This window comes from Chryseobacterium sp. JUb7 (assembly GCF_024806495.1).
In the GTDB taxonomy this organism is placed as follows: Bacteria; Bacteroidota; Bacteroidia; order Flavobacteriales; family Weeksellaceae; genus Chryseobacterium.
The window spans coordinates 140,860-161,224 of the sequence record NZ_JANUFF010000011.1 but is presented as its reverse complement, the minus strand read 5'-3'; the positions used below and the strand labels follow the sequence as shown (position 1 = coordinate 161,224).

The following is a 20,365-nucleotide window of genomic DNA, read 5'->3' as shown; positions in this document are numbered from 1 at the left end:
TAGTGCAGGAGTTTAACCGTTAAATTATTATAAATGTGATGATTATTAATGAATTAGTTATTTATAGTTTAAAATTTGATTTTTTAAATCTTATTTTGTTAAAAATATCATCCCTCAATAAAAGCCCGATCACAATTTTCATCTCTCACCGAAAAACCCTATTTTTGCATATCTAAAAAAGTAAAAGAAAAGAATGAATTCCTACAAAAATCCTTTGGAAGAACGCTATTCAAGCGAAGAAATGTTATTTAACTTCTCACATAATAACAAATTCCAGAATTGGAGAAAACTTTGGATTGCTCTTGCTGAAATCGAAAAAGATCTTGGGCTTGACATCACAGACGAGCAAATCGCTGAGTTGAAAGCTAATGCTGAAAACATCGATTATGATAAAGCGGCTGAGTATGAAAAAAAATTCCGTCATGATGTAATGGCTCACGTTCACGCATATGGTGATGTGGCGCCTTCAGCAAAAGGAATTATTCACCTGGGAGCTACTTCGGCATTTGTAGGAGATAATACAGATTTAATTCAAATCCGTGACGGACTTTTAATTTTAAAGAAAAAGCTGGTTAACGTGATGAAAAATTTATCTGATTTTGCAATTCAGTATAAAGATTTACCGACTTTAGGATTTACTCATTTCCAGCCGGCTCAGTTAACAACAGTTGGAAAAAGAGCAACACTTTGGCTACAAAGTTTAGTGCTTGACATCGAAGAATTGGATTTCTTCCTTGAAACATTAAGATTCAGAGGAGTAAAAGGAACAACAGGAACTGCAGCAAGTTTCCTTGAACTTTTCAACGGTGATTATTCTAAAGTTAAGCATTTAGATAAAGAATTATCAAAAAGATTCGGATTCGAAAAAGTTTTTGGAGTGTCCGGACAAACTTATGACAGAAAAATCGATGCTAAAGTAGTAGCATTATTAGGAAATATCGCACAATCTGCGCATAAATTCACAAACGATTTACGTCTTCTTCAAAATTTAAAAGAAATTGAAGAACCATTCGAAAAAAACCAAATCGGTTCATCTGCAATGGCTTACAAGCGTAATCCAATGAGAAGCGAAAGAATCGGAGCATTAGCAAAATATGTAATGTCTTTAACGACAAGTTCTGCAATGGTAGCTTCAACACAATGGTTTGAAAGAACATTGGATGATTCTGCAAACAAAAGATTAACAATTCCTCAGGCTTTCTTAGCTGTTGATGCAATCCTATTAATTTGGAACAACATCATGAACGGAATCGTGGTTTATCCAAACAGAATCAACAAACATATTATGGAAGAACTTCCTTTCATGGCGACAGAATACATCATCATGGAAGAGGTGAAAGCTGGTGGAGACCGTCAGGAGATCCACGAAGTCATTAGAGTTCATTCAATGGAAGCGTCTAAAAAGGTGAAAGAAGAAGGTAAGGAAAATGACCTTATCGAAAGAATTTTAAACGACGATTCATTAAAACTAGATAAATCAAAATTAAAAGAAGTTCTAGATCCTAAAAACTTCATCGGTTTTGCACCCATTCAAACGGAGGAATTCATCGCAAATGAAGTCCAGCCTATTATTGATGCAAACAAAGATCTGATAGGATTGGAGGCTGATCTTAAAGTATAAACAATATGCAGTCTTTTCGGCTGCATTTTTTATTTATAACCCAACATGAAAAAACTGCTTTTAACCATTCTCTTAGTCCCGATACTTTCTTTTTCCCAGGGAAAAGAAGTATTGACTTATTTTAAATCAAAGGATTCTCTGTTTGGAGTGAAAAATGAAAAAGGGAAAATTATTGTTCCTGCCCAGTTCAAAGTATTTTCAGATCTTCAGGATGGAGAGTTGGTGAAAGGGGAAACAATTTTTTTTGATGGCGACAGAAATGGCGAAAAAAGAGAAAAGAATGCTTGGGGATTCGTTTATGACAAAAAAGGGAATTTTCTGTACAGACCTTTCTTTTATGATAATGGAGCAGATTATTTCTCAGAAGGGGTAAGAAGATTTGTTAAAAACGGGAAAATGGGGTTTGTTGACAGAAACGGAACGGTTGTCATAAAACCTGTACATGATTTTATAGCTCCCTTCAATTATGGGTATGCTGCATTTTGTGACGGTTGCGACTGGGAAAAAACAAATGCAGAGCACAAAGCAATGGTAGGCGGAAAATGGGGAGTGATGAACCATAAAGGAGAAATCGCGGAACCTGTTGAGAAGTCTTTCAATACAATAGAGGTTGAAGGGCAGTCTTTTCCTAATCCTTTTAAATACAATGAAAAAGAGAAGAATATTCTTCAGTTTTTCGAAAAACAAAATAAAAAACTTTCCAATATTTATTATGTGAATGTTTATAATAAACTATCTGAAAATCAAAAGAGACTATTCTTTGAAATCGTTGAAAGACCAAAAGAAAATTTCCCGTATTATCAGATAAACACATATGATTACAGAAAGATGGAAGCAGGATTATCCCATCGGTTTAAGTTTCTGGTTTCAGAAGACGGTAAAACCTTTGAGGCTATGGATTATGATGATCAGAAGGTACCCTTTGAAAAGTGGCTGAAAAATGAATATGTTGAAGCTGAAAATTATCAGAGAGAACATCCGGATAATCCGAATAAATTAAGTAAATAAGTCTAATAATATTTAATATCTGGCATCTAATGTCTAATAACAAAAGAATTTTCGTAGAAAAGAGAGGTATTTTCGATGTAGAAAGTCCAAAAATTTTTGATGAAGTAAAAGCGGTTGCTCCGTCTATCCAAAGCGTAAAGGTATATAACGTTTACGATATTTTTGGATTAAATGACGGTGAATTCGAAAAAGTGGTAAACAGCACTTTCGTAGATCCGGTTACTGATATTTTAATCGAAGAAAATCCTGCAAAAGGAGTTCATTTCGCATTAGAATTTTTACCGGGACAGTACGATCAGCGTGCAGATTCTGCACAACAGTGTATTGCTTTACTGACTGAAAATGAGAAGTCAAAAGTAAGAAGTGGTAAATTAATCGAGTTTGAAGGAGTTTCCGAATCTGATTTAGCAAAAATCAAAGACCTTTTAATCAATAAAGTAGAGTCTCAGGAAAAAGATTTAAGCATCTTGGATATTCCTGCTGAAGAAATACCGTCAAAAGTTATTGTTCACGAAAACTTCATCAATTTTGATGATGCTCAGCTTGAAGAGTTCTTTAACAGCCATGGTTTTGCATTAGGTTTGGATGATTTAAAATTCATTCAGGAATATTTTAAAACTGAACAGAGAAATCCTACGGAAACAGAACTTAAAGTTTTAGATACGTATTGGAGCGATCACTGTCGTCACACAACGTTTGAAACAGAATTGTCAAATATTGAATTTGAAGGACAGTTTAAACATACATTGGAAACGATTTTCAATGATTATATCGAAAAAAGAAAATTTTTAGGACGCGAATTGAAACCAATTTCTTTAATGGATCTGGCGACAGTTTGCGGAAGATATTTCCATAAAACAGGTGATTTGGAAAACCTGGTGGTTTCTGACGAAATCAATGCCTGTACGATCAAAATCGAAGCTGAATACGATGGTAAAAAAGAACCGTGGTATTTATTATTCAAAAATGAAACACACAATCACCCAACAGAAATTGAACCTTTTGGAGGTGCTTCAACGTGTTTAGGTGGTGCAATCAGAGATCCTTTGTCCGGACGTTCTTTCGTTTTCCAGGCGATGAGATTAACGGGCGCTGCTGATGTGTTGGAGTCTGTAGATCAAACATTACCGGGTAAATTACCTCAGAAAACAATCACAAAACAGGCTGCAAACGGATATTCTTCTTACGGTAACCAAATCGGTTTGGCCACTACAATGGTTTCTGAAATCTATGATGAAGGCTACAAAGCAAAAAGAATGGAAGTTGGTTTTGTTGCCGGAGCGGTTCCTGTGGATTGGGTAAGACGTGAAAAGCCTGAAGCTGGTGACTCTATCATCATTTTAGGTGGTGCAACGGGTCGTGATGGTGTTGGTGGAGCAAGCGGAAGTTCGAAAGAACAGGACGAAACTTCTATTCACACGATGAGTTCTGAAGTTCAGAAAGGAAATGCCGTTGAAGAACGTAAAATCCAGAGATTATTCAGAAATCCTGAAGTGACGAGATTGATTAAAAAATCTAATGACTTCGGAGCGGGAGGTGTTTCCGTAGCAATCGGTGAAATCGCTGACTCTTTGGAAGTTAATCTGGATGTTTTACCTTTGAAATATGAAGGTTTGAACGGAACGGAGCTTGCTATTTCTGAATCTCAGGAAAGAATGGCGGTTGTGGTCGAACCAAAGGATAAAGAGCAGTTCATCAAATTCTGTGAAGCTGAAAATATTGTAGCCGTTGAGGTTGCAAAAGTGACAGATTCAGGAAGAATGCAGATGTTCTGGAAAGGCGATAAAATTGTTGATCTTTCAAGAGCGTTTTTAGATACAAACGGTTGTTCTAAAAGTCAGGAGGTTAAAATTACTCACCTTAATGAAGTAAAAGAAGAAACTCCATCATTTAATGAAGAGAATTTCTTGAAAATTTTAGGCGATAAAAATGTTGCTTCTCAAAAAGGTTTATTGGAGATGTTCGATTCATCTATCGGTGCGACTACGGTGGCAATGCCTTTAGGTGGAAAATATCAGCAGACTTTAATGGAAGGAAGCGTTCAGACGTTACCGGTCATCGGAGCAAAAAATATTGAAACGGTTTCTTTGGCAAGTTGGGGGTTTGATGCAGAGATTTCTAAACAGAATTCTTTGTTAGGGGCTTCTTACGCAGTTGTAGAAAGTGTGGCAAAAATCGTTGCAATGGGTGGTGATTATAAAAATATCAGATTCAGTTTCCAGGAATATTTTGAAAAATTAGGTCAGAACCCTGAAAAATGGGGTAAGCCTTTAGCTTCACTTTTGGGAGCTTATGATGCTCAGATTAATTTCGGTCTGGCTGCCATCGGAGGAAAAGATTCAATGAGTGGAACGTATCAGGATTTGAATGTTCCGCCAACGTTGATTTCTTTCGCTTGTGCAAACGGAGAAAAGAAAAATATTATCTCTCCTGAATTTAAAAATGAAGGAAATAAAGTGTATTTTTTCAATCATATTGCTCAGGAAAACGGGCTTCCGAATTATGATGCTTTAAAAGCTGTTTTTGAATTTATTTTCGAAAATATCAAAGCAGGAAAAATCGTTTCTGTGAAAACGGTTAAAGAAGGTGGAGTTGCAGTTGCTTTGGCTAAAATGAGCTTCGGAAACAGATTAGGTGCTGAAATTACAGTTGATGAAAATGGTTTGTTGACTAAAAATATCGGTAGCTTAATCATCGAATCTAAAGAGGAATTAAGTGCTACAAATCTTCAATTCATCGGAGAAGTTAAAAATTCAAATGTTATCAAGATTAATGATGCTGAATTTGCAATTGAAAAATTATTAGCTGCAAATACCAATACGTTTGAAAATCTTTTCCCAACAGTTGAAAAAGAAAAATTGACGGTTGAAATTGATGAAAAACTAAACTCAATCAACCCAAGAAATATCATTATTAAAAAATACGGAATCGCTCAGCCAAAAGTATTCGCACCGGTTTTCCCGGGAACAAACTGTGAATACGATACGTTGAACGCTTTCGCAAAAGAAGGTGCTGTCATCAGCAGTTTACCTTTAATTAATATCAATCACCAGTTATTGGATGAAAGTATCGATGCTTGGGTAGAAGAAATCAAAACTTCTCAGATTTTGGCTTTCTCAGGAGGTTTCTCCGCGGGTGACGAGCCGGATGGTTCTGCAAAATTCATTGTAAACGTTTTGAAAAACGAAAAGATGAGAAATGCAGTTCATGAATTGTTAGACAGAGACGGAATGATTATCGGTATTTGTAACGGTTTCCAGGCATTGGTTAAATCTGGATTATTGCCTTACGGAAGAATCAAAGATCTGGATGAAAATTCTCCGACGTTGGCTCACAATGCAATCAGAAGACATATTTCTCAGATGGTGAACGTAAGAGTTGTAAATGACGAATCACCTTGGCTAAAAGGTATGAAAGATCAGGTGTTTACTATTCCGATTTCTCATGGTGAAGGTCGTTTTATGGCTTCGGAAGCAGAAATTCAGAAGTTATATGAAAACGGACAGATTGCAACGCAATACTTAGATTTAGAAGGAAACATCGCCCACGGAATGCCGTTCAATCCAAATAATTCATTGTTCGGAATTGAAGGGGTAACGAGTCCTGATGGGAAAATCTTCGGTAGAATGGGACACCCGGAACGTTTTGCAGAAGGGTTGATGAAAAATATTCCAACCGCGAATTATCACAATATATTTAAAAATGGAGTCGAGTACTTCAAATAACAATAAAAAGAAAATGACTGTCATCAATGGCAGTCATTTTTCAAATCTGGAGGGTTTCTACGAAGAGGTTTCTCGACTTTTTATGAAAGATGAAGACTGGAAAGTCGGAACTCTGGACGGTTTTGATGATATTTTATATGGAATTGATACAGACATCAGCTGGAAAGATTCACAAAAATCAAAAAATGATTTAGGATTTGATTTAACTAAAGAATTTTATGAAAATAAAATCAGGCAGGGAAAACCTTTTAATGTTCAATTGATTCAGCAAAAACTGAATGAGCTGATTGACGGAACCGGTCAAACTTTATTTGAAATTTTAATTGAAATTATAGAATCCCATAAAAATATTACACTAATTTTGGATTGATTTTTAGGTAAACCATTACAATTTTATTTAAGAGTTACCCGTTGTGCATTTTGCAAAATTTTGGTATTAGATTCGTCAGTTCGAGTGTTTTTTCGTAACAAAGTGGAGAAAAAATGTATCGAGAAAAGATTCATCTTCAAAATTATAAACTTCTCGATACGATTTTTTTTCAAAAATCTACTCGAAGTGACGAAAACAAATTAAAATGCACAACGGGTTTAAGAGTTAAAATGAATTAAGTAATAGTAAACAGCTAGTATTAGAAGTGTCATGCTGAGTTTATCGAAGCATATTAATACTCTTAACTTCTTAAATTAAGACTTGATGGTTCAAAATTCTCAATTAAAAATATTAAAAAAGTAAATGAAAAAAATAGTATACGGATTATTCTTCGGCGACAGCATCACTTACGGAGAATATGACGGCGTTTTTGGGGGCTGGGTCGATATTCTGAAAAGATATGCTTTACAGAAATACAACGAAGGAAAAACCGATGAACTGATTCTTTTTAATCTTGGGATCGGAGGCGAAACAACGGAAGGTCTTGTCAGAAGAATTCCTCACGAAATGGCAGCCAGAAATTCTGCTGAAGGAAATATTGTTTTTATGGGCTACGGTGCAAATGATCTGGCAATTAAAGATGGTACTCAGATGGTAAATCCTGAAAATTTCAAAACAAATATTTTAACAGCAATTCAGGAGGCAAAAAAATATTCTAACGATATTTATCTGATAAGTATTCTTCCTTTTTCTAAAAACGTGGATGGAATAGTGGTCGCTTCAGGAAAGTTGAGAACTAATGATGGTGTTTTGGCTTACAATCAGATTCTGAAAGATATTGCAGTTGAAAACTCACTACATTATATTGATTTCTATTCCGCTTTTTTATACGATAAAGAAGTTTTACTTTCCAGAGACGGCGTTCATCCCAACGAAAAAGGCTATGGTATGATGGCTGAAATAGCAATTCCAATCATTGAAAAATATTTATAATGCCTCATTTATTTTCTTACGGAACCTTGCAGAAAGAGCAGGTTCAGATCGAAACCTTTGGTCGGATTTTAAAAGGAGAAAAAGATATTTTGACAGCGTATAAACTTGAAATGCTGGAAATAAAAGATCCTGAAGTATTACGAAAAAGTAACCAAAATTACCATCCTATTTTGGTATTTTCCGGAAATATCGAAGATGAGGTAGAAGGTGTTTTGTTTGAAGTCACAGATAAAGAAATTCTTCAGGCTGACGAATATGAGGTTGATGATTATAAAAGAATTGAAATAGTTTTCAAATCCGGAAAGAAAGGATTTATTTACGTTGGAAAATAGTTGTAGGCAGAAAAAATTAGAAAGACATCTGTGTGAACCATTGGACGTATTTAATTAAAAATGTATTTCCAATACACCAAAATTCCGGTTATAACAGACAAAATAGCCATTAAAATGACTGCTCCTGCTGCAATATCTTTGATGAACCTAATCCTTTTGTCAAACTCAGGCTGTACGATATCACAAATTTTTTCGATGGCAGTATTAAATATCTCTGCAGCTAAAACGCCAAAAGAAACCATTAAAATAAAAACGGTGTCAAGTTTGGAAAGTTTTAAATAAAAAATTAAAAAAAGATTAATAAAAAAGGCAAAAAGCTCAAGCTGAAAATTTCTTTCACTTTTCATCATTACAAAAATACCTCGGAAAGCATTTAAAAAACTTTTATGAATCGGTGGTTTTCGCATGAAAAAAGAATATTTACAAATATAATTATTTGCTTGAAGAAAATCCTTATCTTTAGTCCTTTCTGGTATTTTTTATCTATCAGAAAATTTAAAAGTAGAAATGATGTTAAAAAATCTTTGATTGTTGTTAATAACTCTCAGGATTATATTTTTCAGTCTATTTTCTATTTATTATATTTGTAAAAACTTATTTTTAAATCTATGAAATTTATTATTTCAAGTGGTGAACTGCAGAAGGCTTTGCAAACTGTAAGTGGCGTAATATCAAGCTCTCAATCGAGACCGATTTTAGAAAACTATCTTTTTGAATTAGACGGAAATAATGTTACTATTACAGCATCTGATGGTGAGACGACTCTTGTTACCTCTCTTGACGTGAAGTCTGATGACTCAGGGAAATTTGCTGTTCCTGCTAAGATTTTTCAGGATTTTATAAAGACGTATGGTGAACAGCCTTTGACTTTATCTGTAAAAGATAATGCAGAAGGTACCGGAAGTCAGCTTGAAATTTTGGATGAAAAAGATAATTTCGCAGTAGCATTGGATAATGCTGATGATTACCCGGAATTACCGGAATTTGATGCTTCTCAAAGTGTAACAATGCCTGCGGGAGTTTTGTCCGAAGCTCTTACCAATACTCTTTTTGCAACTAGTAATGACTCTCTTCGTCCTGTAATGACGGGAGTTCTTTTCCAGTTTGGAGAGAATGAGACCAATTTTGTTTCTACGGATTCTCACAGATTGGTCGTATATAAAAGAATGGACCTGATGAATGCCGAGCCAATGGAATTCATTATGCCTAAAAAACCGTTGAATATTTTCAAAAATATCCTGGCAAGCTCTAATGAAGATGTTACCATCGAATTTAATGAGAATATGGCTAAGTTTACTTTTGGAAAACATATCTGGATCTGCAGACTGATCGATGGGAAATATCCAAACTATACTGCGGTAATTCCTAAAGAAAATCCAAATGTATTGACGATCAACAGAAATCTATTGTTGGGAGCCATTAAAAGAGCTTCTATTATGTCCAATAAATCTACCAATCAGGTGAGATTTAAGCTTTCTGCAAATATCCTTCACCTTCATGCTGAAGATACTGAATATGCGAACAAAGCAGACATGCAGATTCCTTGTGATTATAATGGAGAAGATATCAATATTGGATTTAGCTCAAAATTCCTTACAGAAATGTTATCAATTCTTGGAGCTGATGATATTACAATGAAGATGTCTCAGCCTAACAGACCAGGAATTATTGAACCGCTGGATGGTCTTGAAGAAAATGAAAATATCCTGATGTTATCAATGCCGGTGATCGGATTGTAAACATCTTGACATAAAATCATAAAGAGATTGAAAATTTTTCAGTCTCTTTTTATTTTTAATTATTATGAAAAGCTTTTTTACATTGTTGTGTCTACTGCAATTTATAATCCTTTTTTCTCAGAAAAATATCAAAGTATATTATGAGAGAAAAGGAGATACAATGGTATATTATGCCGATAATCAGGAGATGTTTCCAATGTCTTTTGTCTTCTCCGGTCAGCCGGAACTGGAAAATATGAGAAGCCCGGAAGCTTTCAGAATGATTCAGGTAATGCCTTCAAAATCTTTGAAAAACAGAGTTGCTTATTTTGTTGTAAATAATAGAACAAAGAGATGGGGCGTAAAGAAGATGCCTCCTTATATGATGTATATCGGAGATGTGACTTTGAAAACCTATAATGAAGATTATCCATATGATCTTCCTTTCCGAAAAGGAAAGTCTGCGACTGTTTATCAGGGATATAACGGGACTTTTTCTCACCAGAACGAAAATTCTTTAGATTTTACAATGCCGGAAGGAACGGAAGTTCTTGCTGCCCGGGAAGGTTTAATTGTAGATTTTGTAAAGCATAATACAATAGGTTGCCCCACCAGAAATTGTGCTGATAAAGCGAATTATATTACCATAATGCATCCGGACGGAACATTTGCTCATTATTATCATTTAAAGCAAAATGGTGTTAAAGTAAATATGGGAGATTATGTGAATAAAGGAGCGGTGATAGGACTGAGTGGAAATACAGGCTGGAGTAAAGGGCCCCATCTTCATTTCGTATGCTATATTCCAAGTGCTACCAACGAGAAATTCAGGAAAACATTAAAAACTCTTTTCAGAACCGGAAATGGAAATAAAACGGAATATCTTGTTGAGAAAAAAACTTATTCCAGAGAGTATTAAAGAAAATCACATTAAAAATAGCGGATAACCTATTTAAAGTTATCTCTAAATTTCTATATTTCTCAAAAAAACACGACATTTGTAGACTCAAAAATTGAAGTAAAATTTCAAAATAATAAGATGAAACCGATCGGTTTTATCTGACCTTAGAAAAAATAAAGATTATCAGATGAAAATATCAAACAATTGGCTTAAAGACTACATTAAAACGGAATTGAAAACTGAAAGAATCGGTGAATTCCTTACTGATATCGGTCTTGAAGTTGAAGGGATAGAAAAATTTGAAAGTGTAAAAGGCAGTCTGGAAGGGATCGTTGTAGGAAAAGTGTTGACTTGCGAAAAACATCCGAATGCTGATAAATTGAAGAAGACAACAGTAGAAGTAGGAAACGGAAAGGTTTTAAATATTGTTTGCGGTGCTCCCAACGTTGAAGCAGGGCAAACAGTTCCTGTAGCAGTTGTCGGAACAAAAATCTACGATAAAACCGGAAACTTTTTTGAAATCAAAGAAGCAAAGATCAGAGGAGAGGTTTCTCAGGGAATGATCTGTGCGGAAGATGAGTTGGGTCTGAGTGAAGATCACGGCGGAATCATGGTTTTAGATGAAGAAAAGTATGAGGTTGGAAAGAATTTCGCGGATTATTTTGAATTGACGAACGATGAAGTTTTTGAGATTGGTTTAACGCCAAACAGAACGGATGCGATGTCTCATTATGGGGTTGCAAGAGATTTGTTCGCATATCTTTCTACCAACAAACAAAAATCTGAGTTTGAAAAAGTATCTTCAGAATCTTTGAATAATGAAGGTACCCACGAGTTTACTTTAGAAGTTGAAAGCACTGAATTGTGTCCAAGATATATCGGAGCTGTTATTGAAAACGTTAAAGTTGCAGAATCTCCGGCTTGGCTGAAAAACAGACTGAAAGCGATAGGATTAAGTCCAATCAACAATGTTGTAGATATTACAAATTATGTTCTTCACGGATACGGGCAGCCGCTTCATGCTTTTGATGCAGATAAAATTGCAGATAAAAAAGTAAAGGTGGGAACGGTAAAAGAAGGGACAAAATTCACAACTTTGGATGGTGTTGAAAGAACATTGAATGGTACTGAAATCATCATCAAAGACGGAAAAGATATACCAATGTGTATTGCGGGAGTTTTTGGAGGAGCCACTTCTGGAGTTTCTAATGAAACAAAAACTATTTTCCTTGAAAGTGCCTACTTTAACCCTGTTGCAGTAAGAAAAGGAGCTAAATTCCACGGTTTGAATACCGATGCCTCTTTCAGATTCGAAAGAGGAGTAGATCCGAATATCACCAGAACAGCAATTACTCATGCGATCAAATTGATTACGGAACTGGCTGAAGGAAAACTGACCGGAGATTTGTTGGAAGAATATCCTAAGAAAATTGAGGACAGCTATGTGATCATCAGATTCTCTAAAATTGAACAGATCTTAGGAACTAAAATTCACAGAGAGAAAGTAAAAGAAATTTTAAAAGCACTGGAAATTCAGGTTTTAAATGAAATTCAGAATGGGCTTGAAATTTCTGTTCCTGCATACAGAGCGGATGTGACAAGAGAAATTGATGTAATCGAAGAGATTCTGAGAATCTACGGATATAATAAAATTGATGCCCCTCAGAAAATTTCGTTTACGCCAGTGAAGCTTAGTGCACACGATCAGGATGAACTGGAAAACAGCTGGGCCAGAAATTTACAGAGTTTAGGCTTCAATGAGGTGATGAATAACTCTCTGACTTTTGTAAAAGATGAAGCTGATGCTGTAAAGCTGCTAAACCCGTTAAGCAATGATTTAGCATTTATGAGAAAGTCTTTACTGGAAGGACTTCTTCAAAATGCAATCTATAATATCAACAGAAAAAATCAGGATATTAAGTTTTTTGAATTCGGAAAAATTTATCATAAAAGAGATAAGTATGAAGAAAGAAAACAAATGGCTATTCTGGTTACAGGAAGAGAAGTTGCAGAAAACTGGCTTCAACCGAAATCTGTTACAGGTTTCTATAATTTAAAAGCTTATGTAAAAGTTTTATTGGAAAAACTGGCTGTTGATTATAAGGAAGTTGCTCTGTCTGATGAAAGATTTTCTGATGCTTTAGCTTATGAAATTGACGGAAAAGTATTAGTAAGAATCGGAAAAGTATCTTCTCAGATGTTGAAAGACTTTGATATTGATCAGGAATGTTTCTATGCTGAAATAGAATTGGAATTTGCTCAGGAACTGCGTTCTACAAATGAACTGAAGTTTAAAGATATTCCTAAATTTAACAAAATCAGAAGAGATTTAGCGTTATTGATTGATAAGAATATTAATTACGAAGATCTATATCAGGCTGCAAAAAAGAATAAGTCTCCATTCATTAAAAATATCAATTTATTTGATGTTTACGAAGGGAAAAATCTTCCGGAAGGTAAGAAGTCTTATGCTATGAGTTTTGAGCTTTTAAATGAAGAGAAAACGTTGGAAGAAAAAGAAATTGCAACGGTAATGGATTCTTTGATTAAATCTTTCCAAAAAGAATTCAATGCTGAATTGAGATCATAACTTTAAAAATTAATGCAAATTATATAAACGGACTTTTTTAAGTCCGTTTTTTTTGATGCCAGTTAATATCATTTTTTTAGTAAAAATTGATATAATTTTCAGCATGATTTTTGGAACATATCAACTGTTAAAGAATAATAAAATCTTCTGAAAACCGTTCAGATAATAATATTTCCGTAAATTTGATTTAAATAAAAATAGGAAGAAAAAATGAAAAATATCTTTTTAAGTATAGGTGCAGCTGTCGTGTTGGCGTCTTGTGGATCAATGACGAGCCCGTCTGCTTCAAAAGTAGGAAAAGCACAACCTTCACTGGCGAGTACAAAATGGGAACTGGCTGATAATGTAAAGGGTAAAGTACCAACTTTGAATATCGAAGGTGAGAAAATCAGTGGAAATGCAGGATGTAATAATTACTTTGGGACGGCAAAAGTTGATCCTACAAGTGGAAATTTTTCTGCCGGACAAATGGGTTCTACCAAAATGGCTTGTGATAATATGAGCGTAGAACAGAATTTTATGGATATGGTAGGAAAAGCTAATAAATATGTAGTATCTGGAAATACTCTGGAATTATATAAAGATAACTTATTACTTCTGAAATTTAATAAAGCTCAATAAAAAATAAAAGGAACTCAATCTGAGTTCCTTTTTTATGGATAAAATTGTTATTATTCTTCCTCTTCTTCGTCGTACTTAGCCAATTCTTCATCACACCATTTGAAAGCAGCTTCTACAACTTTAGTAGCTTCATCTGCCATAGTTTCCTCGTCGTCACCTTCTAGATCATCCAACCACTCAACTTCTTCTTCTTCAACGTTTAAGATGAATCTTGGGTATTCTGTATGAACTACGAATAGATCTTCTGGAAATTCCGAATTATCTGCTAATAAAAACTTTGGTAATTTCATTTTTTTAATGTTTTAACTTTGAATCAAAGATAATAAAATTATTGATATTTGTTCTTGTCGATCTTAACTTTTTGCAAAACTTTATAGCGTGTCAATGTTGTTTTCTGCAGGCTGTCATTTGGCTTAAAAGTAGTTCTTATTTGTGGGTTTACGGTACTTATCAGTTCTGCAATCTGCATTTTATCCAAATCCAATTCATCTTCCAGATAAAACTTTAATGGAACTTTATCTAATTTTTCAGATTTTAAAAATTCGGCGATAACTTTCCTGTTTTCAAGATAATTTCCTTTTGAAAGCCATGTGAAAAGCATTCCTGACAGTAAACTTAAAACTGCAATTACATATACTTTTAGCCCAAAAACCTGGAAGAGCCTTTTAAAATAAACCAACCAGATAGGAAGGCTGAAAGGAGCCATTAACCGATAATCTATAGGGTTTACGGAATAGAAATACTGAACAAAATAAGAACAGATAATTCCTGCGACACTCACAAAAACAAAGAAATATTCAGTATCGGATAATTTGTATTTAATAAAGAGATAAATGAGTAAAAGAATATTGGCTAGACCGATGCCATAAATTCCATAATTAACAATACCGCCACCCGGATTGGCAATATGAATAAAAGGATTGAAAGTAGTGCATAATCCTTGAAATAATTGAATCAGCAGTTCAGGAGTTGTATGAAGTCCCATTTCTAAAAATTGCTGAACATACTCGCTGTTAAAGTAATCGATAAATAAAAACTTGTATAAAACAATGAAAACAGTTCCAATAATTGCTGAAATGATGAAAGACACACCATATTTCCTTTTCCAGAAAATAAGACCATATAAACCCGTTGCGCCAATGGTAAAAAGAGCACTGTATCTGATGTTATAAAGAGCAATTAAACATAAAGAAAGATAAAAAACAGACTTCCATTTTTCCATTTTTCCATTGATAGTAAGCGTTGCGGCGTACATAAAAAGAAATATAAATGGTAAGATCAGAGCCTCACTCATTGTATAGGAAAAGATTGAAAGAAAGCTGAATAAAGTGCATAAAACAATAGACTCACGGAAGTAAAATTTCTTTTTCCAGGAGAAAAATATAATAAATAAGAACGCCAAAATTCCGATTACTTTACTGCTCCAAAATTCGTCAAACCCAAAATAGGTAAAGAATTTTATAGCAGCGGGATAACCTACAGGAGTCGTTGTATTATCAATAACCGGCAATCCCCGGGCAAACCTCATATAGCGGATAGAGTCCGGATTTACTCTGCCTTTTTCGTTGAGTAAAAAACGTAAAATGGTCATCACTAATGTAATGATGACCAATGATATCTGGATATTTTTTTCTTTTAATTTTATCAAAGTTATAGTTCTTAGATTATAAATAGGAGGCTTGAGCACCCAAATTTATAACTATAACTCTTAACTTTAAAATTATTTTGAAAACATTTTAGCCACTTTTTCAGCTTTTTTGCTTTCTGAGTAATCATAGAAACCTTCTCCTGATTTTATACCCAGTTTCCCTGCCATTACCATGTTTACCAATAATGGATTGGGAGCATATTTAGGATTTTTGAAACCGTCGTACATTACATTCAGAATCGCCAGGCATACATCAAGACCGATAAAATCAGCTAATTGAAGAGGTCCCATCGGATGAGCCATCCCCAATTTCATTACGGTATCGATTTCTTCAACACCGGCAACACCGTTATACAGAGTCTCAATAGATTCGTTGATCATCGGCATCAAAATTCTGTTAGCTACAAATCCGGGATAATCGTTAACTTCTACAGGAACTTTTCCTAAAGTTTTGCTCATCTCGTAAATTGAGTCGAATGTTTCTTTAGAAGTAGAATATCCTTTAATGATTTCAACCAGCTTCATAATTGGAACCGGATTCATAAAGTGCATTCCGATTACTTTGTCAGCTCTTTTTGTAGCAGCTGCAATTTTAGTAATAGAAATTGATGAAGTATTTGTAGCCAGAATACAGTTTTCCGGAGCAAACTCATCCATTTGTCCGAATATTTTTAACTTTAATTCCTGATTTTCAGTCGCTGCTTCTACAATAAGGTCTGCAGATCCTACTGCATCCTGAAGTGCAGTGAAAGTCGCAATATTTCCTAATGTTTCTGCTTTTTGTTCTTCTGTAAGGTTTCCCTTTGCAATTATTCTGTCAAGATTGGTAGTAATGGTTTTCAACCCTCTGTCTAAAGCTTCCTGTGATACATCTACCAAATTTACTTTAAACCCGCTTTGTGCGAAAGTATGTGCAATACCATTCCCCATGGTTCCAGCTCCGATAACTACAATGTTTTTGATCATTTTTCTTTTATTTTTTATAGATAGTTAAATTTCTAGCGTTGGCTAAATCAGCTTTTTTTACTATTTCTGTTTCCTCAAAACCCACTATCCCGTCATGATTTTTCTGTCTTGCATTATTTTGAGTTTCAACAGCTGATTTTAATCCTTTCATAAAGGCTGTTTTCTGTTTTTTTGAAAGATTATCTATCCCTATGTACAGATTGAATTCACCTTCTCTTCCCAAACCGCTTTGCCTGTAGATTTCCAGATTTTTAATTTTATTTTTTTTCTGAAATTGGGTTACGTATTTGTCTACAGGTTCTGTAGAAGGAGTGCCACAACAGATGCTTCCGTATCTTACCTGCAAATAGTTTTCTCCCTTCTGTGCGTAGAAGAAAGAAAAACTGAAAATTCCTGCTATTAATATTATTTTTTTCATAATTAATGTCCTTTATAGCCGCCTAAAATTAAGCTTAAAATTTTACTTATTAAAATAATCCCAAACTGTTTTGGAAACATCAGAAATAATTTTGCAGTTTACCGCATCGGTTTCCATTGAATTGCTGACAAATACAGCGATTGCATAATGTTTGTTATTGGGTAAAGTGACGATGGCAATTTCATTTTCAGCACCTGTAAGCCCTTCATTATTCTTTCCTGAAGCTCCCGTTTTTCTGGCGACAGGTGTGTCTTTTGGAAGTTGTTCGACCAATTTATTTTTGCCGGTGGATGTTGACAGTAATACTTTTGTAAGATAATCTGTCGATTTTTTGGATAATAACTTACCGTCATAAAATTTTTTCAGGACATCAACAGCCGATTTTGTTGTGCTGTAATTTTCATATTGAGCATTCCAGTCTTTATGCATCGCTGCTTCATTATATTTAATCTGAAAACCTTTTACTCCTTTAGAATCCATGAATTTCTGAACATTTTGGGTGCCTCCCAATAATTTAAGCATGATATCACAACCGTTATTATCACTTTTGGCGACCGTGAATTCAAGGATTTCGCTTAGTGGAACCTCAATGTTTCCGTCAGGATATTTATCGCGGAGCGGCGACCATGTATTTTCCAGTAAATTGGATGTATCCAGTAGAATTTTCTGATCAAGCGAAAGTTTTCCTTTATCGACCTGGTCTAATACTGCTGCTGCAATATGGAATTTGAATACACTTTGCATCGGAAGTTTTTTATCCTGATTTTTGCCATATTTAAAAGCATTTTCAAAACCAAGTACAGAAACTCCGACAGTAGCTTTTTTGTCTTTAATGATAGAATTGATTTTTTGTTCTAAAACTGATTGCTGAGCGAAGAGGCACGCTGAAATCAAAAGAAAAAGCAGACTTATTTTTTTCATAATATAAGGGTTAAAAAAATCCTTCTTAAAAGAGAAGGATTATGATTAATTTTAAAGAAATACTTCATTATCTCATACCGCTGATCCCTGCAATCATCGCACCAAAAATGGCAAGAATATACAGAGCAAATACAATAATAGTCAGAATTCCTATAAATTTATAATGCGATTTTAAATATTCAAATGCTTTGGTAAGCTCGGTTTGGTTATTTGAGCGCAGAGCAGACTTCATATTTGATGCAAACCTATAAAGATAATTGATAGGGATGAAATACAATGCAGCGAACACCAGATAAAAAAGTGAAAACACCAGACCTCCGCCAAATGGCATCATGCTGTTTCCGGAGCTCATAGACGCACCTAATGTCATCATAAATAAGGCAGCAATGACCATAATACCAATACCGATATATCCTAATATTGCGAGAAATGAAGTCCATTTTGCAGCTTCTGCAAGAAATAATTTTGATGCGTTGTCGATCCTTAATTCATCAAATTGTTCGAAAGGAGATTTTGTTTCCATGATAGTTTAATTTTTCAGGAAAAATACTTAAAATTATTAGAACTATGAATTATATTTTTGAATTTTAATACATTATTTCACTTCAAAATAATTAAAGTTTACTCCGTTATTTTCAAAGATAATCCGGATTTTATTGTCACCTTTTTTTAGACTGATTCCTTTTGTAGTGGCTGTTTTCCAATTTTCATTTCCTCCGGTGGATGGTAGTGAAAAGGTCCCCAGTTGTTTCCCGGAAGCATCTTCAATCCTGATTTTAGCATCCTGATCGGCAGCATATTTTATTTCAAAAGTGTAGGCTTTATCGCTTTTTGAATTTACGGTGTATTGTAGCCATTCTCCCGGTTCCGTTTTTCCTACATAATATTGGTGGTCTTTTGTTTTGTAAATATCGACTCCATCATTTCTTAGTTGATTTCCGGAATTCCATTCAGATCTTTTTGCCGGATCACTTACCCACAGATTCACAAAATCTTTATCGGAATATGCAGAACCTATTCTTCCTAAATCATAGTCGGTAGCCCCTATTTTTCCCGGAGCCTGAAGATTCTTAAAAGGTTTTGTGGAACTGTCTGTAGTTTGTCTGAACATCGCATCAATGACATCATTTTTAATTTCGGTATTGCCGAACTTATAGTTATCAGCAATTTTCATCAGTGCTTTTGTGGCAAATTCTTTTGATGGTTTTTCGCCTCCGTTCTTCCAGTAATCAAGGAGTTTTTGGTACTCAGGAGTGATTTTAACGTTATTAATGCCAGCGATATTGTCGATTTTTTTCATCGGCCAGAATGCATATCCGATATTGTGTTTATCGAGGAGTTGAATAAGTTCTGTAAACCATACGTTGGAGTTTTCTCCTGTTTCTCCCAGCCAGATCGGGATATTATGTTGTTCTCTTAAGTCTAAAATGGGTTTTAGTGTCTGGTCATCGTTATTATTCCAGTATTTATGGAAACTGAAAACCATATTTTTATCCCAAAGCGGCGTTAAACCGTTATAATTGTTTCCCCAGCCATTTCCTTCAATAATGATGATGTGTTTTTTATCAACCTGACGAATGGCTTCTGTAATCTCTTTTTGCAGCTTCCAAAGTGGAGCATTGGACATTTCATCTGTTCCGTTTGGATTTTTTCCTGTAAAATTTATGTTTGGCTCATTGATCAGATCATAACCGCCAATCCATGGCTCATCTTTATATCTTTCTGCCAGTTTTTTCCAAAGAGCAACCGTTTTTTTCTGATTTTCTTCACTTTCCCAAAGAGAAGGTTTCGACTTATCATTATCTGAAATATTCACATCATTCCCTTGTCCGCCGGGAGCTGCGTGAAGATCAAGAATTAAATATATTTTATTGTCTGCGCACCATTTTAATAGATCGTCAGTCATTTTAAAACCCTCTTCAATCCATGTATTCTGACCTTTTTTCGGTTCTTTTTCAATCGGTAAAGTATACAGATTATAATGCATCGGAAGCCTTATTGAATTAAAACCTGCTTTGGCCAAAAAATCGATATCCTGTTTTGTAATGCCGTTTTTGAGATAAGCTCTGTAGAATTCATTCATTCCGTCTTCACCGATCAGTTCTGCAATTTTTTCTTTGATTTTATACTGTGGTCCTGCAAAATCTGCGGTTTTCAGCATATATCCTTCCTGCAACATCCAGCCTCCCAGTCCAAGACCTCTTAATTGGATATTTTCACCTTTATCATTAATAATTTTCTGACCGCTTGTTTTTAGTAATTGTGATGTCCCAAATTGAGACAATAAAAGAGCGGAGAGTAGAATGGTTCTTTTCATAGTAGTTTTAATTATTTAAATAGTAAGGGATTGTTTTTTGGAAATTATTGTTAGATAATGACAAATATATTTAAAAATTATTGAATAGAAATTAAAAATATGCTTTTTCGTGTTGAATTTAAATCGAAAGTTTTTTAGATAATTTAAGGCATCTCCGGAGAGTTTTCAGAGGTCATTTATAAACATTTACCCATCTCAAACAATTTTCTTATTTTT

The 20,365-nt window shown here is 34.5% G+C and carries 18 protein-coding genes; 10 read left to right on the top strand and 8 right to left on the bottom strand.

Features of this window, described 5'->3' with window-relative positions:
• Window positions 1–193: 193 nt before the first annotated feature.
• From purB to M2373_RS18075, 6 genes are all read left to right on the top strand, one after another.
• Window positions 194–1,621, top strand: coding sequence for an adenylosuccinate lyase (gene purB, locus M2373_RS18100; RefSeq protein WP_062161694.1), 1,428 nt, complete (start codon window positions 194–196; stop codon window positions 1,619–1,621).
• Between the two features lie 45 nt (window positions 1,622–1,666).
• A complete protein-coding gene (locus M2373_RS18095) occupies window positions 1,667–2,629 on the top strand; it encodes a WG repeat-containing protein (protein WP_259112614.1) in 963 nt (320 codons plus the stop codon).
• 29 nt (window positions 2,630–2,658) lie between these two features.
• Entirely contained in the window at window positions 2,659–6,354 is a 3,696-nt protein-coding gene (locus M2373_RS18090; RefSeq protein WP_259112613.1) for a phosphoribosylformylglycinamidine synthase, read from the top strand.
• Window positions 6,332–6,724, top strand: coding sequence for a ribonuclease inhibitor (locus M2373_RS18085; RefSeq protein ID WP_259112611.1), 393 nt, complete (start codon window positions 6,332–6,334; stop codon window positions 6,722–6,724). Before M2373_RS18090 ends, M2373_RS18085 begins: the two co-directional genes overlap by 23 nt.
• Before the next feature lie 363 nt (window positions 6,725–7,087).
• Window positions 7,088–7,717 (top strand): GDSL-type esterase/lipase family protein, encoded by a 630-nt coding sequence (locus tag M2373_RS18080; RefSeq protein WP_259112609.1) that lies wholly within the window; start codon window positions 7,088–7,090, stop codon window positions 7,715–7,717.
• Complete coding sequence (locus M2373_RS18075) at window positions 7,717–8,049, top strand: gamma-glutamylcyclotransferase family protein (protein WP_259112608.1); 333 nt, start codon at window positions 7,717–7,719, stop codon at window positions 8,047–8,049. The genes M2373_RS18080 and M2373_RS18075 overlap by 1 nt, the downstream gene beginning before the upstream one ends.
• Window positions 8,050–8,099: 50 nt before the next feature.
• Here the strand turns inward: M2373_RS18075 and M2373_RS18070 are convergent, their stop codons facing one another.
• Window positions 8,100–8,456 (bottom strand): diacylglycerol kinase family protein, encoded by a 357-nt coding sequence (locus M2373_RS18070; protein ID WP_259112606.1) that lies wholly within the window; start codon window positions 8,454–8,456, stop codon window positions 8,100–8,102.
• A 201-nt stretch (window positions 8,457–8,657) separates the two neighbouring features.
• Here M2373_RS18070 and dnaN point away from each other — a divergent pair, with 201 nt between their 5' ends.
• The 4 genes from dnaN to M2373_RS18050 all read left to right on the top strand — a co-directional run bounded on the left by dnaN (window position 8,658) and on the right by M2373_RS18050 (window position 13,879).
• Complete coding sequence (gene dnaN / locus M2373_RS18065) at window positions 8,658–9,788, top strand: DNA polymerase III subunit beta (protein WP_259112605.1); 1,131 nt, start codon at window positions 8,658–8,660, stop codon at window positions 9,786–9,788.
• A gap of 64 nt (window positions 9,789–9,852) precedes the next feature.
• A complete protein-coding gene (locus M2373_RS18060) occupies window positions 9,853–10,686 on the top strand; it encodes a M23 family metallopeptidase (protein ID WP_259112603.1) in 834 nt (277 codons plus the stop codon).
• Window positions 10,687–10,855: 169 nt separating this feature from the next.
• Window positions 10,856–13,258, top strand: coding sequence for a phenylalanine--tRNA ligase subunit beta (gene pheT / locus M2373_RS18055; RefSeq protein WP_259112601.1), 2,403 nt, complete (start codon window positions 10,856–10,858; stop codon window positions 13,256–13,258).
• 210 nt (window positions 13,259–13,468) lie between these two features.
• Window positions 13,469–13,879 carry an META domain-containing protein gene (locus tag M2373_RS18050; protein ID WP_259112599.1) on the top strand — a complete coding sequence of 137 codons (411 nt, stop codon included), beginning with the start codon at window positions 13,469–13,471 and terminating at the stop codon, window positions 13,877–13,879.
• Window positions 13,880–13,929: 50 nt separating this feature from the next.
• Here the strand turns inward: M2373_RS18050 and M2373_RS18045 are convergent, their stop codons facing one another.
• The 7 genes from M2373_RS18045 to M2373_RS18015 form a co-directional block, all read right to left on the bottom strand.
• The gene (locus tag M2373_RS18045; protein ID WP_007845674.1) at window positions 13,930–14,169 is read right to left on the bottom strand and encodes a hypothetical protein; all 240 of its coding nucleotides are present in this window, start codon (window positions 14,167–14,169) and stop codon (window positions 13,930–13,932) included.
• A 38-nt stretch (window positions 14,170–14,207) separates the two neighbouring features.
• Window positions 14,208–15,527 carry a hypothetical protein gene (locus M2373_RS18040; protein ID WP_259112592.1) on the bottom strand — a complete coding sequence of 440 codons (1,320 nt, stop codon included), beginning with the start codon at window positions 15,525–15,527 and terminating at the stop codon, window positions 14,208–14,210.
• A gap of 72 nt (window positions 15,528–15,599) precedes the next feature.
• Window positions 15,600–16,490: a 3-hydroxybutyryl-CoA dehydrogenase gene (locus M2373_RS18035; protein ID WP_259112634.1), complete on the bottom strand. Its 891-nt coding sequence runs from the start codon at window positions 16,488–16,490 to the stop codon at window positions 15,600–15,602.
• 10 nt (window positions 16,491–16,500) lie between these two features.
• The gene (locus M2373_RS18030) at window positions 16,501–16,911 is read right to left on the bottom strand and encodes a hypothetical protein (RefSeq protein ID WP_259112590.1); all 411 of its coding nucleotides are present in this window, start codon (window positions 16,909–16,911) and stop codon (window positions 16,501–16,503) included.
• Window positions 16,912–16,953: 42 nt separating this feature from the next.
• Window positions 16,954–17,832 carry a CGA/CIA family class A beta-lactamase gene (gene bla-A / locus M2373_RS18025; protein ID WP_259112588.1) on the bottom strand — a complete coding sequence of 293 codons (879 nt, stop codon included), beginning with the start codon at window positions 17,830–17,832 and terminating at the stop codon, window positions 16,954–16,956.
• A gap of 67 nt (window positions 17,833–17,899) precedes the next feature.
• Complete coding sequence (locus M2373_RS18020) at window positions 17,900–18,355, bottom strand: DUF5362 family protein (protein WP_259112586.1); 456 nt, start codon at window positions 18,353–18,355, stop codon at window positions 17,900–17,902.
• Window positions 18,356–18,427: 72 nt separating this feature from the next.
• Window positions 18,428–20,149 carry a cellulase family glycosylhydrolase gene (locus tag M2373_RS18015; RefSeq protein ID WP_259112584.1) on the bottom strand — a complete coding sequence of 574 codons (1,722 nt, stop codon included), beginning with the start codon at window positions 20,147–20,149 and terminating at the stop codon, window positions 18,428–18,430.
• Between the last annotated feature and the right edge of the window lie 216 nt (window positions 20,150–20,365).

Excerpts from the sequence above, each read along its gene's own strand:
- bla-A (WP_259112588.1), bottom strand. The coding sequence starts at position 17,832 with ATGAAAAAAATAAGTCTGCTTTTTCTTTTGATTTCAGCGTGCCTCTTC.
- M2373_RS18070 (WP_259112606.1), bottom strand. The coding sequence starts at position 8,456 with ATGCGAAAACCACCGATTCATAAAAGTTTTTTAAATGCTTTCCGAGGT.
- M2373_RS18015 (WP_259112584.1), bottom strand. The coding sequence starts at position 20,149 with ATGAAAAGAACCATTCTACTCTCCGCTCTTTTATTGTCTCAATTTGGG.
- M2373_RS18095 (WP_259112614.1), top strand. The coding sequence starts at position 1,667 with ATGAAAAAACTGCTTTTAACCATTCTCTTAGTCCCGATACTTTCTTTT.
- M2373_RS18020 (WP_259112586.1), bottom strand. The coding sequence starts at position 18,355 with ATGGAAACAAAATCTCCTTTCGAACAATTTGATGAATTAAGGATCGAC.
- M2373_RS18045 (WP_007845674.1), bottom strand. The coding sequence starts at position 14,169 with ATGAAATTACCAAAGTTTTTATTAGCAGATAATTCGGAATTTCCAGAA.
- pheT (WP_259112601.1), top strand. The coding sequence starts at position 10,856 with ATGAAAATATCAAACAATTGGCTTAAAGACTACATTAAAACGGAATTG.
- M2373_RS18050 (WP_259112599.1), top strand. The coding sequence starts at position 13,469 with ATGAAAAATATCTTTTTAAGTATAGGTGCAGCTGTCGTGTTGGCGTCT.
- M2373_RS18080 (WP_259112609.1), top strand. The coding sequence starts at position 7,088 with ATGAAAAAAATAGTATACGGATTATTCTTCGGCGACAGCATCACTTAC.
- M2373_RS18075 (WP_259112608.1), top strand. The coding sequence starts at position 7,717 with ATGCCTCATTTATTTTCTTACGGAACCTTGCAGAAAGAGCAGGTTCAG.
- M2373_RS18030 (WP_259112590.1), bottom strand. The coding sequence starts at position 16,911 with ATGAAAAAAATAATATTAATAGCAGGAATTTTCAGTTTTTCTTTCTTC.
- purB (WP_062161694.1), top strand. The coding sequence starts at position 194 with ATGAATTCCTACAAAAATCCTTTGGAAGAACGCTATTCAAGCGAAGAA.
- M2373_RS18060 (WP_259112603.1), top strand. The coding sequence starts at position 9,853 with ATGAAAAGCTTTTTTACATTGTTGTGTCTACTGCAATTTATAATCCTT.
- M2373_RS18085 (WP_259112611.1), top strand. The coding sequence starts at position 6,332 with ATGGAGTCGAGTACTTCAAATAACAATAAAAAGAAAATGACTGTCATC.
- dnaN (WP_259112605.1), top strand. The coding sequence starts at position 8,658 with ATGAAATTTATTATTTCAAGTGGTGAACTGCAGAAGGCTTTGCAAACT.
- M2373_RS18090 (WP_259112613.1), top strand. The coding sequence starts at position 2,659 with ATGTCTAATAACAAAAGAATTTTCGTAGAAAAGAGAGGTATTTTCGAT.